Origin of the sequence: Modicisalibacter coralii (assembly GCF_004117855.1) — a bacterium.
GTDB classification, from domain to species: Bacteria; Pseudomonadota; Gammaproteobacteria; order Pseudomonadales; family Halomonadaceae; genus Modicisalibacter; species Modicisalibacter coralii.
Genome location: NZ_QWBW01000055.1, coordinates 1 through 15,172 on the forward strand (window position 1 = coordinate 1; position 15,172 = coordinate 15,172).

The following is a 15,172-nucleotide window of genomic DNA, read 5'->3' on the forward strand; positions in this document are numbered from 1 at the left end:
CGTTCCCAGACACCCGCTTCCTGCCAGTCGCGCAGGCGCCGCCAACAGGTCACGCCGGAACCGCAGCCCATCTCTTGAGGCAACATCTCCCAAGGGATACCCGAGCGCAGGACGAACAGGATGCCTGTCAGGGCTGCACGATTGGAAACGGGAGGTCGGCCGCCACGCGGCTTGGGCTGAGGCGGAGGCAGTAGCGGCTCGACGATAGACCAGAGTTCATCGGATACGATCTTCTTAGCCATGCCCAAAATCTAGGAATGGCTAGAGCCGCTTTCAAGGTTTTGAAAGGCGCACTTAGGGCTAGGGCAGGGTTCGCGGGTTGGTACCACAACGTACCACTGGCTGTGGAAGCCATAGTGGGAAGTCGGCAAGATTTCGTGCGTACGAAAAATCCACGTGACTGTGGCCTAGGGCAGGATTCGCGAACTGCCAGCACGTGGTACCACCGCCCTATTCGTAGCGCGAGAGGGCACTGCCAGAGTCAAAATTTCGTGCGTACGAAATCCATGAGCGTTTTTGAGCTAGGGCAGGATTCGCAAAGTGGTAGCAGTTGCCGGCAGCGTGCTGGCATTTGGTACCAGACTCGATGGGAAGCACGCGATGAAGGAGGACGAGATGACAGAAACTGCAGTGGTCAAGACCAGGCTGACACCAGCCGAGAAGGAAGCCTGGCAGCGCCTTTGTGAGGCATCTGGCCGTTCGGAGTCAGACGTACTACGGGAGATGATCCAGCGCGTCCGTGGGGAGAGCATCGCCGAAGAGGGGCGAGACATGATGCGAGGCCCCAAATCCTGCAAGTTATCGATTCGGCTGACTCGGCAGGAGCAGGAATTGATCACAGAGCGGGCCGCCTACGAGGGCTTTCCGAATCGCACTCGCTGGGCATCGGCGCTGGTTCGGGCCACACTGCTACGTCAGCCGGTCATGAACGAAGAAGAGCTCTCGGCCTTGATCCAGGCATCCTTCGCACTGACCGACGTCATTGAAAACGCGGGCGGCACCCAGCTGGGTTTACCTCGCATGCGGATCAAGCGGCAGAGCCAGGAAGAGATCAGCATCAAGGAGCTACAGAAACGTGTCTGCGAGATTAATGATTGCGTGATGGCGCTGGCTTACGGTAGTCGAAAACGTTGGAATCTGGTTTGAACAGAGGAGAATGGAAATGCCGCGTTATAGCTTCAAGGTTGACCCAGCCGAAAAGGGCTATGGCTGGGTTCTTCGCTACTTTGAGGATGGCTGAGAGATACTAGGCTGTGAGTTGTGCACGGTTCGCTTGATGACTCCGTGGTTTCTCAGAAGAGTACGACAACCTTCGCATTACTGGTAAATTTTTATGCAAGACTACCTTGTTTGTGAGTGCGGCACTTTAAGGGGGCGTGATAGCACTAGATAGCTGCATTCCACAATGCCTGGCTCAGACGAAAGAGAGCGATTGCTATATCCCCTTGAACCCAAAGTCCTAGTTCGTTACTAAGCTTAAGAGAAGCAGCGGTGAGGTTGGCGGAGCCAACGTAAGCTTGGGTGTCGTCGGCGAGGATTAGCTTGGCGTGTGAGGTTTCATAAAAGTTATCCTCCAATGCTTTGCGGTAGTAGCGATGCGTGATTCGTCGGCTGATTTCAGGTTTTTCTTCGAGCCAAGCTTCCAATGGTATTTCTTCCCGGCACCTAGTAATCAGGCGAACCTCGGCCGACTCAGGTAGTGCATCTCTCACCAACCTCTCTAAAAAGATAAGCCCTTGGTGATCATAGAATGGTGTGACTAAAGTTAGTCGCTTTTTCGAGCGCACTGCCAAGTGGCTAATAAGATCTCCTGTGGACTCGAAGTTGGGGCGCAAGCCTTCAGCATGGACCGCAGTTTGCAGGTGGGTGGCATGGCGGCCGAGGGTTAGGATCATCTTCGGCTCTTTACTGGTATTTCGCCGAAGCCCTGCCATCGCTCCGTCGACGATGCCCGACAGATAGGCGTAGTTGACTTCCCTCTTGCATCGATACCGTTCTCCGCTGAGAGTCTCCAGCAGATTGGCCCTGACCAGCAGCCCGAGAACGCGCGCGATAATCCGACACTGGTCTCGAGGGATGTGACCCATGTGGGCTACGCTGCGAATGTCGAACGACGAGCGCAGGTGAAGTGTGTTCAGGGCCTGCAGCGTGCGCACGCTAATGTCTCCGGAATCCAGAAGCGCATCCAGGACGGTAGGTTCAAGCGGATTCGTTGACATCAAAGAACCCCGGGAGGACGGGACAGAGTTCACGAGTAGCTTCATAGGAATTGGGACCGGAGCGCAGAACTGAGCGGGTTAGCAGGTTGTTACCCGCCAGGCAGCTGACCTCAGGGATCATGATGCAGTCTGGGCAGGCTCCGCCGCGGCTGTCGCATAAACTGCCGGAGCCGCATTGGGTTGCACGCGGGCTGAGCATGTCGCTCAACAGGGCGTCGCGTCGACTGCGCCAAAGTGAGCTTATGTTGCCTAGGTCCATGGTGGCGCCATTGCGGTAGACCACGAAGGCTAAGTCCGCAGGGAAAAGATACTCCCCTAGGGAGGCTTGGTCGAGGCCGGATTCCTGAGCGATGGTGTTGATTACCAGGTGGGCAAAGGAGTGTAGCAGGGTGTACACCATGGGATACACCTTGTGGGTGTCTTCTGGATTGAGTTTGTCCACGTAGCGTCCCCAGGGAAGTGCTCGTTCAAGGAGGCGGCCGCCAAAGGCGACCTCGTCTCCCGGCGTCCACTGGAAAAGATCGCTCAGTGGTTCATCGAAGGCCTGCAGCCAGCGATAGACAGCATCTTCACTGAGCCGAAAGTAGAGTGCCTCATTATCCTGATTGATGGCGTAGATTGGATGTTTGTTGTGGCTTTTCTTGTGGCCGGTTTTGTCGCCGCCTAGTAAAACGGGAAACAAATTCAAGCGCACCGGCATGACGACATTCTGTTCTTCCACGTAAGGTTTGGACTCGCGGCGAGTGAAACCGTAGCTGAAGCGGCACAAGGGGAATTTTCTCAGGAGGCCGACCTCTTCCAGACCCAGAGCTCGCATGGCTTGGTTGACACGGTCTTCTATCGCAGCTCGCTCTTCCGGATCATTGGGAGCCAGGAGATCGTCGAGGCTGTTAAAGGGAACAAACACGCGACTGCCGCCATGGGTTCCGCTCTGGATGATGTCCTTGAGCAGCGAGTCGTGTTCCACAGCCAGCAGGAAGGGGTCGTAGCGAGAGGAGAATTCCTGACGCACGGCCGGTATCAGCTTGTCACGAATTTCTGGTGGGGCCTGGAATACTTCATCTTTAAGTTCGTTGCAGGCGTTAATAGCCTTTCTTTTAGCTTCCTCGAAGTGGCTCTTTATGATTGACAGAATGCTCGAAGAGGCTTTTTCATTTTGGGCATCCTTTAACCCTTCATATGCTAGCTTTAGTTCCTGGGCGACTGATTTGAGATTTTTTTTGTCTAGGCGTTTGATTATATCCTCAGGATCCATTTCATCTCCCACATAGCCATATCGGTGGGCGATAAATTTTTCCAATGCTGCATGGTCATCCCGGCTTATGATCTCCTTTAACTCCTCCAGCCGTTCGCTATCAGTGAGACCTAGACCACCTAAAATGACAAACTGGTCCAGAATTGTGTAGTGCGTGCTTGATGCATTGGCTGGACTGGCACGGAAACGCGCGAGCCGGATGCGCTCCAGCGGATTGTCGAGGATCTCCAGGGTTTCACGGTCGTTGTTGATGATATCTCGCGGTTGGATGCAGTTTGGGTTAGCGCAGATAAACTGCCACTCGCTTAGCTTGCTACTGCGGTGGTCAAGCGTGTATTCGGTGCTCCCACAGGAGGTGCAGCCACTGCTCCATTGAGAGACTTCGCCATGCTCGTCGACATTCCAGCGGGCCGGTGATAGTGGCTCGACCCGGCCAGAAGGATGCACGTTAACCACATCGACTTGATGCCACTGCGGTTTTCCACCGCAGTGCGGGCATGCGTCATTCGAGTTGAAGAATGACGCCGCACGCTCCTCTTTGTTGAAGCGCAGGAAGTAGTCACAGTGGCCGCAAGTATAGGTCAGCGGGAAGACCTCATAACCCATCTGGTCGGGGTTCATGACATGAAACAGAGTGTCGAGCTTTTTGAGCCTGTTGACTGTGCCATGCTCCGTGAGCAGTGAGCTGTCTAGCACCTGACGGGGGGCGATGTTGTCACTGCAACGCATACCTACGCTGTACCAGCCAGACGCGGTATCCTCAATTAGATAGGCCATTTGGATGTAAAGGATGTCGTTGCCCGGGAAAGGTGTGCTATTAACGGATAGGATCTTGCAGCTTCCCTGTCCGTCCTCAAAGGAAAACAGCTTACCCGGCGCATAGCTTGACAAAAGCTGGCTGCGCGAGCGTGACATAATCTTGGCTTTAATTTCTGCAGTGTCACTAGTGCGAGTGTCATTCATTCTAGATGCTCCTCAGGCCTTGCCATGCTTCGCCACCTGTAGCAGGGTGCGCGTGGCCTTGATCTTTTCCCGTTTGGCTTTCTGCGTAATGATCCCATTTTCATCCACATCACGAAGAGATGTCATGGGTTGTTCTTCCTTTACGATTGCAAATTCGCTGAAGTAGCTGTACATCGACAGGTCACCCGAGTCGCTATATTCATTGACGGCCTTCTGCAGGCGGTTGATCAATCTTACGGTAAGATCGTCAAAATGCTTCCGGTAGTATTTAAAATTACTCTCTTCAAGGAATTCCGGGTTGACTCCGAGGGCTTCCTTGACATAAGTCTTGAATGCCTCTCGATTCATGATTGCTTTTCCACCCTGAAATTCCCGCAGAACTTGGCTCACGGAGGAACCGTCCCGCCAGCGCTGCTTGTCTGCATCTAGGAACTTAGAAAGCGGCAGGATGCCTCCGAGATAGTTGAGCCAGATGCTGGGGAAGCTTCGCTCCATGGCCTGCCTGGCGAATCGGTCAATCGGGGCCGGCTGCACCATGCGTTCAAGGAAACGGTGGAAGCCATCGAAGACTTCGACGATGTATCGATCCCGTCGCTGCTGCGGTGTCGGTATCAACAGTACAAAACCGGTATGTGCGCGCCCCACGCGGGATGAGGCTTGGATATATTCGGCAATGTTCGAGGGAACCCCGGCGAAAAACATGGAGTTGAACTCGTCGACGTCGACACCGTGTGATACTGCTGAGGTGGCGATTACTGAGCGCATGAGCCCCTTGAGACCGGGCATTGGCGTACGCGGAGCCGGAATATTTTCGGCGATGTCGATGATGTTTTGGATCTCGCCCTGGGAGACATCTCCGGTGATCATGCTTGTCACCTCGCCCTCATAGGGCAGGCCTTTGGTCTCGTGGCACTTGCGAATTTCCTCGCGTTCCGCATTAAGAACCTGGTCGCCGCCTTTCTTGTTTGTGACATAGGTGAGCGCAATACGATGAAGATCTACAAGAGTCAGTAGCCGCTCAGGGGTGGTTCTCTCATGCAGGAGTTGGTCTCGAAACTGTCCCGCGTTGGGGTGCTCTGGGTCAATGGCCTTCAGTAGTCTCTGACGCACTGCTTCCTGTTGATTTTCATCGGAGCTATATAGCGCCTCGTAAAGCTCGGTGATGATCAGATGAAAGTTGCCAAGAATGTTGGCCGTGGCCGACGTATGGGCTCGGCCGTTGGTGAGGACCGCACAATAAATGCGTGACCAGTGCGCAGTATGCTCTTCCTGATCCGGCTTGAGGTTGGAAGGTGGGTTATCACGCACTTTAGGTTGGGCGTAGAACGAGCGGTAGATGTCTGGACCCGGATGGGGGAATTGTACGGTTGGGATCTTGCGCTGGTAGAGGTGCTCCATGTGCCGTTCTGGATCAGATACCGTAGCTGTGGCGGCGATGACCTTGGCCTTGCGGCGGGTGGTGTCCCCGGTTCCTGGATAGCCGGCTACCGTCTTGTCCGGCATATTCTCGCCTAGGTGGTCGAGTGAGGCTTCGAAGAGAGTTTCGAAAATGCTGGCAAAGGTGCCCAAGGACTGGTTGAGCAAGTGCGCTTCGTCCTGTACCAGCAAAGAGGGGAATGGGTCGTGGAATAGGTCAACACCGTCCTCAAACGCCGGTTTTAGGCGAGTGAATCCGCTTTGGGTCTTCTCCGCCGCCTCGAGATTGGCGCGAGTGGGCGTCACCAGTTCTCCGCTCTCATCGAGCCATCCAGCGAGTCCGAACATGCTGAATACCTTCTTGAGAGTGCTGTCGTTCTGCCCGATAAGGGCTAGCTTATCGACTGTTCCGAGGAGTACCGACGGTGCCTTCTTGTAAATATCCTCGTCGCAAATGTAGAACGGCAGAGGCTGGTAGGCTTGACCGGCATGAGTTCCGCAATGGACATCGGTACAAACGTGGGCCAGCAGCCCGTTGTCCGCCTTGCGCAGCATGGTGGGATTGCCGCAGAAAGGGCACTTGATGATCTTGAGCCAGTCTTCCTTGGCCTTCTCGTACGCGCTGGCCTCTTTTTCAGAGAGCTGCCCGATCCCCTTGCTCAGGGGGGGAACACCCTTAACATCCTTCCGCCAGTTTGGTGAACCGCCACTGCCTACCCAGAAGCCAATAGCAAAAGGTTCTCCGCCGTATTGGTGTGACTTGCGTACGAGCTCAGCCTGGGCAAGCACCCGCGCAGTACGGCTGGCCTGCTGAATGGTTAGTAACCGCAGCGGATAGCGGAGCATGGCGGTTACACCGAAATGCTTGCCACGGATGCGATCGAGTAGAAGATTAAAGACTAGCAGACCGAGGAAGGCCTCTGATTTGCCGCCACCGGTGGAGAAATACAGTAGAGTGACTGCCTCGTCCCTATATTCCTCAAACAAGCCATGGAAGGCTTTCATGCGTGTCACAAGGGTCGGTAGGTTGGCGAGAATGAAGGCGATCTGGAACAGTCGCCATTGGGCATCGTCTTTACCCGTAGAGACCTGCATCATGTTTGCCATGGTCTCGTTCATGGCCAGCCAAGCCTCGTAGGGTGCGGCCTTTGGGTCGCTCTGTGGCCCCCTGGCTTTCCAGGCTTCATGAGAGTTCTCCAGGATATGCAGGCCAGCACTGACCGCAGCCATCTCTACCTTCCAGCCTTCCTCAACATCTCGGGCGAGAGCCCCTTTTTCCTTCTCTAGTTCCTCGCCGCTGAAACCCATTGCCTCTAGCTCGGTGTTTTTGGCCACGTCATCGATCCAGTGCGCATAAGCTTCACGCAAGCCCAGCAGATGAATGTGGCCACCCGGCTGGGCGAGATCACGTATGCGCCGATTGATGCCCTTGTGTGGTACCGGCTCCATCCGCGGCTGAGTGAATTGTGGCGTCCAGGTGGTTCCCAGACGAATACGCCCGGGTAATGAACGCAGACGACGCACACCGCCGTTGATACCGATGGCAGGGTAGTTCAGGAAGCGGTTCACTCGATAGGAGCGCTCGATGCGGCTCATCTTCAAAGGCACATGCAGGTTCTCCTCAAGCTCCACTTCGAGGCTTAGATTGAACAGAGCGCCTTCCCAGTCCCGGTTAGCCCGCAGAAGTTTCCGTTTGTCATCCTGGTCTCGACTATCGTTGATCAGGGATATTCGGGTGCTCAGTTGCTCTGGATTTTCCCAGTTATTCCTGAAACCGATATCCCAGGCCACCTTGTGCGCGGGTAACACCGGAGGCTGGTCTACGCTATTGACGCGATTGATGAAGCTGTCCCAGTTTTCCAGCTCGCTGTACAGGATAAATGTGCGGCTTCGGTAGAGGTACCGATCCCGTTCGGGATCGGTCTGGATCCAGGTTTGGATGGCATCCTTAATCGTTTGCTGTATCAGTGCCTCGTGAGAGCGAAGATGTGTGTCCAGGTCGGACCGGCAGGCCGGAAAATCCAGGATCAGGGGGGAGGGATGCACCGGGATACGCACCCATTTATGTGGCACGGGAATAGGGTCGAACAGGGCGTTGACGTCGGCTGTATCATCCGCTTTGCCCTGCACTGTTTCCCCTTCTGCGGCGTCAACCAGCAGGCTGTCCACGGCCTCTTCTAGGGAGACCGCCGCCTCGTCAGCCATGTCCTTCTCCATGCTCAACCGTGGTAGGCCAATTTCCGTGCGCACTTCGTCGAGCAGACGTTCATGGAGCGCTTTCTGGCTCTCCCCTTCTTTTGGTAGGGAGCTTTCCTTGCGCGCTCTGAGCTTCTCCCTGATGACTCGGCGGGCATCCCCAGAGAGCCGCGGAACCGGTCGCAGATTGTGTTGTTCGAGCTCTTCCTGGGTTGGGATCATGCGCAGATAGATGTTAAAGCGCGGACGCACGGTGAGGGTGCCTTCGCCGTGCGCATGGATTAGTAAGTCCAGGCCGTGATTGCTGATATGAATCTGGCGGGTGACCGGATCACCTTCGTCAAATGCCTTGAGAGTCTCATCCGTATCCCCTTCATTCCTAGCGGTCCCGCTGCTCTGTGGTCGCGGCGGTAGCAGGAAACCGGAGACTAGGACATCTGTCGGTGTTGTACCAAAAATAATGTCAGTATCTTCGTCTCTCCCGGCAACTCGATCATTGAGCATTTGCACTATTCCCAGAGTGACGGCTTCCTTCAGCGTCTCTGGAATATCGGCGGGATTGTCACGATTCATCATCGGCATCCTCCAATGGAGTGATATCGGTAATTTCCGAGAAGTTCATCAACAGACGCTCTCTGAAGCGCTGCAGTTTTTCTTTCGGCGTGTCTAGGTAAACGATGGCTTCCGGTTTCATCAGATACATGAGGATCAGGCCGCTCTCTATCCGGCCGTCCCGTCGCCGGGCTCCGCGGTGGGCGCGGACGGCCTGCCAGAAAACGTCCCACATTGCCTCCGGGACACCCATGATGTTGCAAAAGGCATTGAAGTGCTCTTCTTTCTGTGGAGCATGCGCGCGGCCATTAAGGTTCTCCTCTAGAGCTGGGGCTAGCCAGCTGCACAGCATGTCTCGGCTGATGTTGAACTTAGGGTACGCTTGCGCTATAGCTTTACTAATCGCCTTGAAACGCTGATCTTCCGATACCGGGTAACTTTCATATCGGCGGCAAATTTCGCGGTGATAGAGTCCCAGCAAGCCGCTGCTCTGATGGCTGGACATAAGGACATCGAAGTCTTTCTCACTGAGAATATCGCGCAGTTCCGCGCGCAGTTCATCACTGATGCCGAGTATCCGGTCACCCCTACGCAGGCTCCGTCCCTTCACCAGCTCCATACCACCCTGGCGATTTCGACGAAGAAACTGAGAATTGTTCCATCGGTACCAGAGCTCCTCGTGATCTAACTGGATCAGTAGCTCAGGGCCATAGCTGTAACTGTCATATACCCACTCTCTTTTGGATCCGGTCTGGCTCTGCACCAGGATTTCAAAGCTCTCATCCCTGCTGGCCTCGTCGAAAATCATGAGCAATCCCTCGATAGCCGGCTTGAATGGCTCAAGACCCGAGCTTGCGAGCAGGCCCTCAATATGGTGCTGGGCTAGGCGCACATGTTTGGGTGTGAGAACAATCTCGATATCATCGCATTGGGGAGTCAGCAGTAATTCGTCGATCAGCTGTGAAGTCAGAGCCGTGTAGATTGTAGTTTTGTGATGCTCCACATCGGTGGTAACCCGGGATATAGGTATAGCTTCCAAGCCTGCTAGGCCGGCCTGGTTCCAGGCATAGGCTTCCAAAGAGGAGCCAACCACCAGCTGCAAGTGGTCAGCCTGAGTCTTACTTATGCGCTCGCTTACGGCTTGGGCAAAGGGCTGTCCTTTTTCCTTCCAGTGTTCGACGAGCTGATCGCCTGCATTGAGCGCTGCCTCAATTTCGGAGCCTTCGAGCACCCAGTTAGCATCACGGGCCCACTGGAGTACCGCACGCTTAGCTTTGCGCCAATTGATGCGGTCAAAAGATCGTTCGAAGCCTGTTATGTCTGACATTAGAGCCTTGAGTTTCTCGAGGTTTAACGTCAGGGCGGAGATGTTGCCTAGAACACTGGAAGCATGTCTCAGAACAGTCTGACCATCGCGGTCGATGGCACTCATTTCGTAGGGCAAACGATGTAGCTTCCGGATAACACATGCTGCGTGAGCATCGATGACATATGGCTTGTCGAGCTCAACCTGGTAGGCCTGCAAAGTCTCCGCCTTTAACTGGGTAAGCATGTGGTCACGGGGCGTGGCCCAGATAGCACTATTGTCTAGCAGCGTACGCGTCATGGCCTCGGAGATATTAGCGCTACGGCTTTTTAGCGTGATCTGCAAGTGACGCCAAGTGGAGGGAGCGTCGGTGAGAATCAGCAATCCCGGTGGGTTTGTAGTCTCCTCCATAAGGGAGACAAGATCGGCCAGGCGCGCCACCATGGAGTCGTGATCCCATCCAGAGAGATTGAGCATAATGCGTCGGGCGTCGAAGATGACTAGGCCTGGCCGCGCTACTGGGTCAGCGAAAAGATTGTGCAATTCACGTGCAACCATGTCCTTTTTTACACGCCCGCCGATGGAGAGCAGACCCATGGGCGATTCGAGAACGGCATTCTGCCCCATTAACGCACGGGCGTTCTTGCGTTCGCCAGCTTTGAGGTGGCTGAGGTCACTCTCCCGGAAGAGGTTCCCGGGGCGAACGGGCCAGGTGGACTCACCGGTGCGGTAGTGGTAGGTCGGCAGTACCTCGTTAGCATATACCCAGGGTAAGCGCGCAAGGGCGAACAGCAGCAGCGTGGTGTTGTAGCGCAAGCCGCCGTTTTCGGAGAGGTAGTATTCCTGGTACTCGTTAGCCAGTTTCCGTAGGTGCTCTCCGAAGAGGATATATCTGTTAAGATGATTAAATCGCGACAACGAAGCTGGATAGATCAAGGTTCTTAGCGCACTAGAGTCTTCCTCGTAGGCGACGAGGTTAGCCATAAGGTGGGTCAGCCCTGGGTGAGGCACTTTGCCCGGCCATAGCAGACGAGCTGCAATACCACCAGAATCTACCAGAGTGCGTGTTATCTCCACCCACCTAAGGAATGATTTGGACAATTCCAATGGCTTCTCGGGAGTATCCTCTTGAGCCAATAGGCCTTCCATGAACGTTCCCAGTTCTTGATTTAGCTCGGGTAGGATTCTGATCTCCCCTTCAGGCATAGACTATGTCCCCTTGAGTAATCTGTGCTACTGCTTCTGCCCAGTCTCTTGTTTTTTCGTAAGCATCGGCTAGGTGTTCAGGAGGAGGGAATCTCAACTGACCTAGTTCATAGCTGGATACGTTAGTTGCCCCTGATATGCAACGAAACTGCTCATTTGTCCAGGACGACCCGATCAAGACCGCCAATCCCTCGGCTGGAATAAGAGGTAGGTTCTCTGTAGCAACGAGAAAAAGGACGTGATTTTCACCCACTACACCTCCAAAGGCCTCGTATAGTTCGGTAGGAATTGCAGCAGCAACCAGGCGTCTCGCTTGTTTGGGCGCGGTAACCCTCTGTAGGGCCACAGCTGGTGTATGGATTTCACCGGTTCTGCTTGGATTGGTAGATTGATCTACAAAACAAGGGCACCCAGCTTCTCGGGCCCGCTCAAGATCAAGTACGCCCGGCTGTACGGCATGGGCCCATATCAAAGGGAGCACATTTCGGGGGTTCGGTGCCTTGTCTAGACTGGCGTATCGCAGTCGTTTATCTCGGTAGTCGACTAGGTGGCCTGTAACGATTTTGTAGCCGTAATCCACAAGCCTCGCGTTAAATTTCCGGGAACGAGTCAGTACATGTACACCTTCAACTGTCCTAGGGAATGTCCAGGGCGAGGAACCTTGGCTAATGGTCCACTTCCCCAAATCGGTTACTCGTTCTTCCGTGTCAATACGGCGGATCTGCGTCTGATGGCTATCAAGATGACCAGTCTTACTCAAGTGAGTCAGTACTGCATCCTGCTCTGCGCCGAAGAAGGAGCTACCCTTTTCATGAATCAAGTCCAAGCTTTTGATGTGAGCCTCGTTGTCGAGGGCCTGACGCAGCTTGCAAAATGTTTTCCCGGAAAAGAAGCTCATTGGAGTAATGAGACAAGCCTCGCCACCATTCTTGAGCAGGTCCAGTGCCCGTAAACTAAATAGGGCATATAGGTTTGATTGGCCCTCCACAATATTGCGCAGACGAGGGGCATCTAGCTTCTCCACTTCAGCACGCTTCATCTTGCGATAGGGAGGGTTGCTCAGCACCAAGTCGAAGGAGCCTAGTGCTTCACTGAAAGCCTCTAGACCATTTCCAGTCAGGATTTTCCACTGAGGTCTGTAGGTTGAGTAAGAGATATCATCGGCCATTAGAGCGTAGAGAAGAATCTTCGTGATCTCGACTAAGACTGAGTCAATGTCAGCGCCGAAGAAGTGTGATTCCACGTGAAGTAAACGTTCATACGGGGTCATTCTCTGAAATCGCTTATTGCCCTTAAGGCGAAGAAGGGCAGGAATAAGGAATGCTGCACCACCGCAGGAAGGATCAATGATTTTGCCAAATAACAAGCTCTTCTCGCCGCCATTTATCTTGTTTAGCAGCCGGTTGGTCAGTGGTGGTGGGGTGAAGTAGTTTGCCTGACGCTTACGGATTTCTGAGGGGATAAGATTGGAGTAAAAGGAGCCTACCCAGTAAGCGGCATATTCAAGATTCAGCTCTTTGAGCCATTTGAGTGTGTCATCTACGGCTGTGTTTTTGACGCAAGTATAGTCAATGCCCTTGAAGGCCTCTGGTGAGTCTAGATAGCGATCAAGAATCGATAGAAGGATGTCTCGGGGGGGGAGGCTGCCAGGTAGAGCTCGAAGTTGAGACAAATATTTGCGAAAGCACTGTTTTTGTTTTTTGAGAGTTTGGCTGTTTGCAGCGATGCTGGAACGAACAGTAGTTTTCATGGGTGTTTGCTTAGGCTTGTATAAAGAATCTTATCTGTAGCCAAGGTTTTTTTGAAAAATATCCTTTACATGACACCCATGATTAGTACGAAGCTGAGCTCCGGGGGGCCAAGAAGGCACCAGATTGGGACCATCTACAACTCGATATGCCATGCCCGCTCGACGAGGGATAGTAATTTCGCTGCTGCCGGTGTTCTTCCGAGAGGGGCATGTGTCACCTTTCACGAAGCTGGCCCTAGAGCAGTCTCTCACCTACGGTCATTGCCGTCTAGAACGTGTTCAGGGCGAGAGCTGTAAGTTGCCGTGATACAGACCCTTTGCCTAGAGCCTCTACCTGTAGTGTCCGGGATGACCAGCTGAGCCACAATCACAACAATCAGCAAAGCCACTTCCATGATGGCAACCGCTCTATCAAGCAGGTAGGTCCAGCTTGAGCCTCATGTACATAGCTTTCAACGTTTCGTTGCTCATGAAAGCTGGGGGAGGTCAGCAGAGCGGTGCAGCAACGGTACACACACCAGCTTCGTGTGCTATCCTCAACTTTCTCTAAGCTACTGATTTCAAAGAACTGTACCTTTCTCTCGATTACGGTTGCTTTTCCTTGGGTATCAGTATCTTATTGATTTATAAGCGAACTCATAATCCCTTGGTCGCAGGTTCAAGTCCTGCTGGGCCCACCATTAATGCCTTCCGTAGCTCGCGTGACACCAGAAGGCAACGACAGCGCCTTCACTTGAATCGCCCCGGGTCTTCTAGACACCCATCAGGCTCTGGGTATAACGCCGTTCGTACTCGACGGGTGACAAGCCATCGCTCGTGCCGTGACGGCGTCTTGGGTTGTAGAACATCTCGATATAATCGAACACATCCTCCTGGCGGCGTCCCGAGTCGAATAGATCCGGCGCTTGATGCGTTCTCGCTTGAGCAGTTGGAAGAAGCTTTCGGCAACGGCGTTGTCATGGCAATTTCCTCGACGGCTCATGCTGCCCTCCAGGTGATTGGCCTTTAGAAAGCTCTGCCAGTCCGCACTGCTGAACTGGCTGCCGCGGACGCCCTTCTAACCGTCAAGTGGCAATTTGCGCCTGGTTGATCTCTCGGCGACGATGGCGCAGCACATAGTATACCTCTCGGGCGATATAGCGTTTCAGGCAGCGAAGCGCTTCCAACTTGGAGTGCCCCTCCGCCACTCGACGTGAGACATACGCTTGGGTTGTCGCCTCCAGACGGAGTCGCCCGATGGCGATAATATGCAGCGCACTATTGGCGGCTCGGTCGCCACCCCGATTGAGTCGGTGGCGCTGCGTCTTGCCTGAGGAGGCTGGTATCGGGCTGACGATCATGACATCAAGATCGGCCACTTCGTCATGAAGCTCCAAGTAGCGGCGAGCAAGGGATTTCAACGCAATGCGGTAGGCCATTGTGACGTCCCGATATCCACTCATGTCGGGACGCCATGCGGCCAGCATTCGGATCAGCTTCATCCGCGACAGATTGCGCAACTGATCGCGCAGCTCCTCTGGTGCGGAGATCACCTGGGTCTGGATCATCTGMAGCGCCACACGGCGAGCTGCCACGGYGGTCTTCCGGCAGACCTTGAGTACGCGCAAGGCCTCGATCATGCCATCACGGGTCTTTGGGGTGACGGTACGGACGCCCGCATAGGCGGCGTGGGCGGCGTTCTCCGCATCAATGGTATCGTTCTTACCACGCTTGCGGCGGACGGTCTTGTCGGGGGTAGTRAYCTCCAGGACAGTGATGCCGGTGCGCTGCAAGTAACGCAGCACCCCAGCCCCATAGGTCCCGGTGCACTCGACGCCGATTCGGCTAACGTTACCGAAGCTTCGCATCCAGGCGAGCATGGTCTTGTAGCCATGTCGGGTGGTCGAAAAGCTGGCGGCACCAAGCACGCGGTCATGAGAATCCACGACAGCGGCCACATGTAGATCCTTGTGGGTGTCGACGCCACCGACAATGTCAGGGCGGTCACTGTGCTGCTGAGTCATGACGGCTCTCCAGGCTATCAGTGCAAGGTGGCTTCACCGAGTGCGATAGCCTGGACACGACAGTAACGGGACAGGCAGCGAGCGTCAGGCCCTTCTTGAGTCACATGCATCGACGAGGTGAGCCCTCGCCGCCAGGTGTTCCCGGGTCACCGACAGGTCCGAGGAAAGACACACTACCCGGTCGATCAGAGTGGGGGTCAGGAGACCCGAGAACCCTCACGGCACCAGGTCTTTCAGCATAGGTCGATCGCTGTGTGAGTCAGGTCAACCCTGAAACACCCGGCATCTCTCAGTATTACTATCCGA

The 15,172-nt window shown here is 54.5% G+C and carries 8 protein-coding genes and 1 pseudogene; 1 reads left to right on the forward strand and 8 read right to left on the reverse strand.

All coding sequences use genetic code 11. The annotated features are described in order from the left end of the window. Window positions 1-242, reverse strand: a 242-nt coding sequence (locus D0901_RS20605) for a transposase (protein WP_162500872.1), incomplete at its 3' end; no start/stop codon positions are given. A gap of 373 nt (window positions 243-615) precedes the next feature. Between D0901_RS20605 and D0901_RS20610 the strand changes: the two genes are divergently transcribed. Next, a complete protein-coding gene (locus D0901_RS20610; RefSeq protein ID WP_129142169.1) occupies window positions 616-1,146 on the forward strand; it encodes a hypothetical protein in 531 nt (176 codons plus the stop codon). Window positions 1,147-1,385: 239 nt separating this feature from the next. Here the strand turns inward: D0901_RS20610 and D0901_RS20615 are convergent, their stop codons facing one another. The 7 genes and pseudogenes from D0901_RS20615 to D0901_RS20645 form a co-directional block, all read right to left on the reverse strand. Continuing rightward, window positions 1,386-2,156: a phospholipase D-like domain-containing protein gene (locus D0901_RS20615; RefSeq protein ID WP_162500934.1), complete on the reverse strand. Its 771-nt coding sequence runs from the start codon at window positions 2,154-2,156 to the stop codon at window positions 1,386-1,388. Between the two features lie 43 nt (window positions 2,157-2,199). Then, the gene (locus D0901_RS20620; protein ID WP_129142171.1) at window positions 2,200-4,437 is read right to left on the reverse strand and encodes a hypothetical protein; all 2,238 of its coding nucleotides are present in this window, start codon (window positions 4,435-4,437) and stop codon (window positions 2,200-2,202) included. Window positions 4,438-4,449: 12 nt separating this feature from the next. Next, window positions 4,450-8,622 (reverse strand): helicase-related protein, encoded by a 4,173-nt coding sequence (locus D0901_RS20625; RefSeq protein ID WP_162500935.1) that lies wholly within the window; start codon window positions 8,620-8,622, stop codon window positions 4,450-4,452. Further along, window positions 8,612-11,113 (reverse strand): hypothetical protein, encoded by a 2,502-nt coding sequence (locus D0901_RS20630; RefSeq protein ID WP_129142173.1) that lies wholly within the window; start codon window positions 11,111-11,113, stop codon window positions 8,612-8,614. The genes D0901_RS20625 and D0901_RS20630 overlap by 11 nt, the downstream gene beginning before the upstream one ends. Then, entirely contained in the window at window positions 11,106-12,863 is a 1,758-nt protein-coding gene (locus D0901_RS20635) for an HsdM family class I SAM-dependent methyltransferase (RefSeq protein ID WP_129142174.1), read from the reverse strand. The genes D0901_RS20630 and D0901_RS20635 overlap by 8 nt, the downstream gene beginning before the upstream one ends. Window positions 12,864-13,615: 752 nt before the next feature. Continuing rightward, a pseudogene (locus D0901_RS20640) lies at window positions 13,616-13,911 on the reverse strand (IS3 family transposase); the annotation flags it as partial. Window positions 13,912-13,927: 16 nt separating this feature from the next. Beyond that, window positions 13,928-14,866 carry an IS110 family transposase gene (locus tag D0901_RS20645; protein ID WP_129142175.1) on the reverse strand — a complete coding sequence of 313 codons (939 nt, stop codon included), beginning with the start codon at window positions 14,864-14,866 and terminating at the stop codon, window positions 13,928-13,930. Window positions 14,867-15,172 lie beyond the last annotated feature (306 nt).

What these genes read in the sequence shown, in the direction of transcription:
- D0901_RS20625 (WP_162500935.1), bottom strand. Translation starts at nt 8,622, where the DNA reads ATGAATCGTGACAATCCCGCCGATATTCCAGAGACGCTGAAGGAAGCC.
- D0901_RS20610 (WP_129142169.1), top strand. Translation starts at nt 616, where the DNA reads ATGACAGAAACTGCAGTGGTCAAGACCAGGCTGACACCAGCCGAGAAG.
- D0901_RS20620 (WP_129142171.1), bottom strand. Translation starts at nt 4,437, where the DNA reads ATGAATGACACTCGCACTAGTGACACTGCAGAAATTAAAGCCAAGATT.
- D0901_RS20630 (WP_129142173.1), bottom strand. Translation starts at nt 11,113, where the DNA reads ATGCCTGAAGGGGAGATCAGAATCCTACCCGAGCTAAATCAAGAACTG.
- D0901_RS20635 (WP_129142174.1), bottom strand. Translation starts at nt 12,863, where the DNA reads ATGAAAACTACTGTTCGTTCCAGCATCGCTGCAAACAGCCAAACTCTC.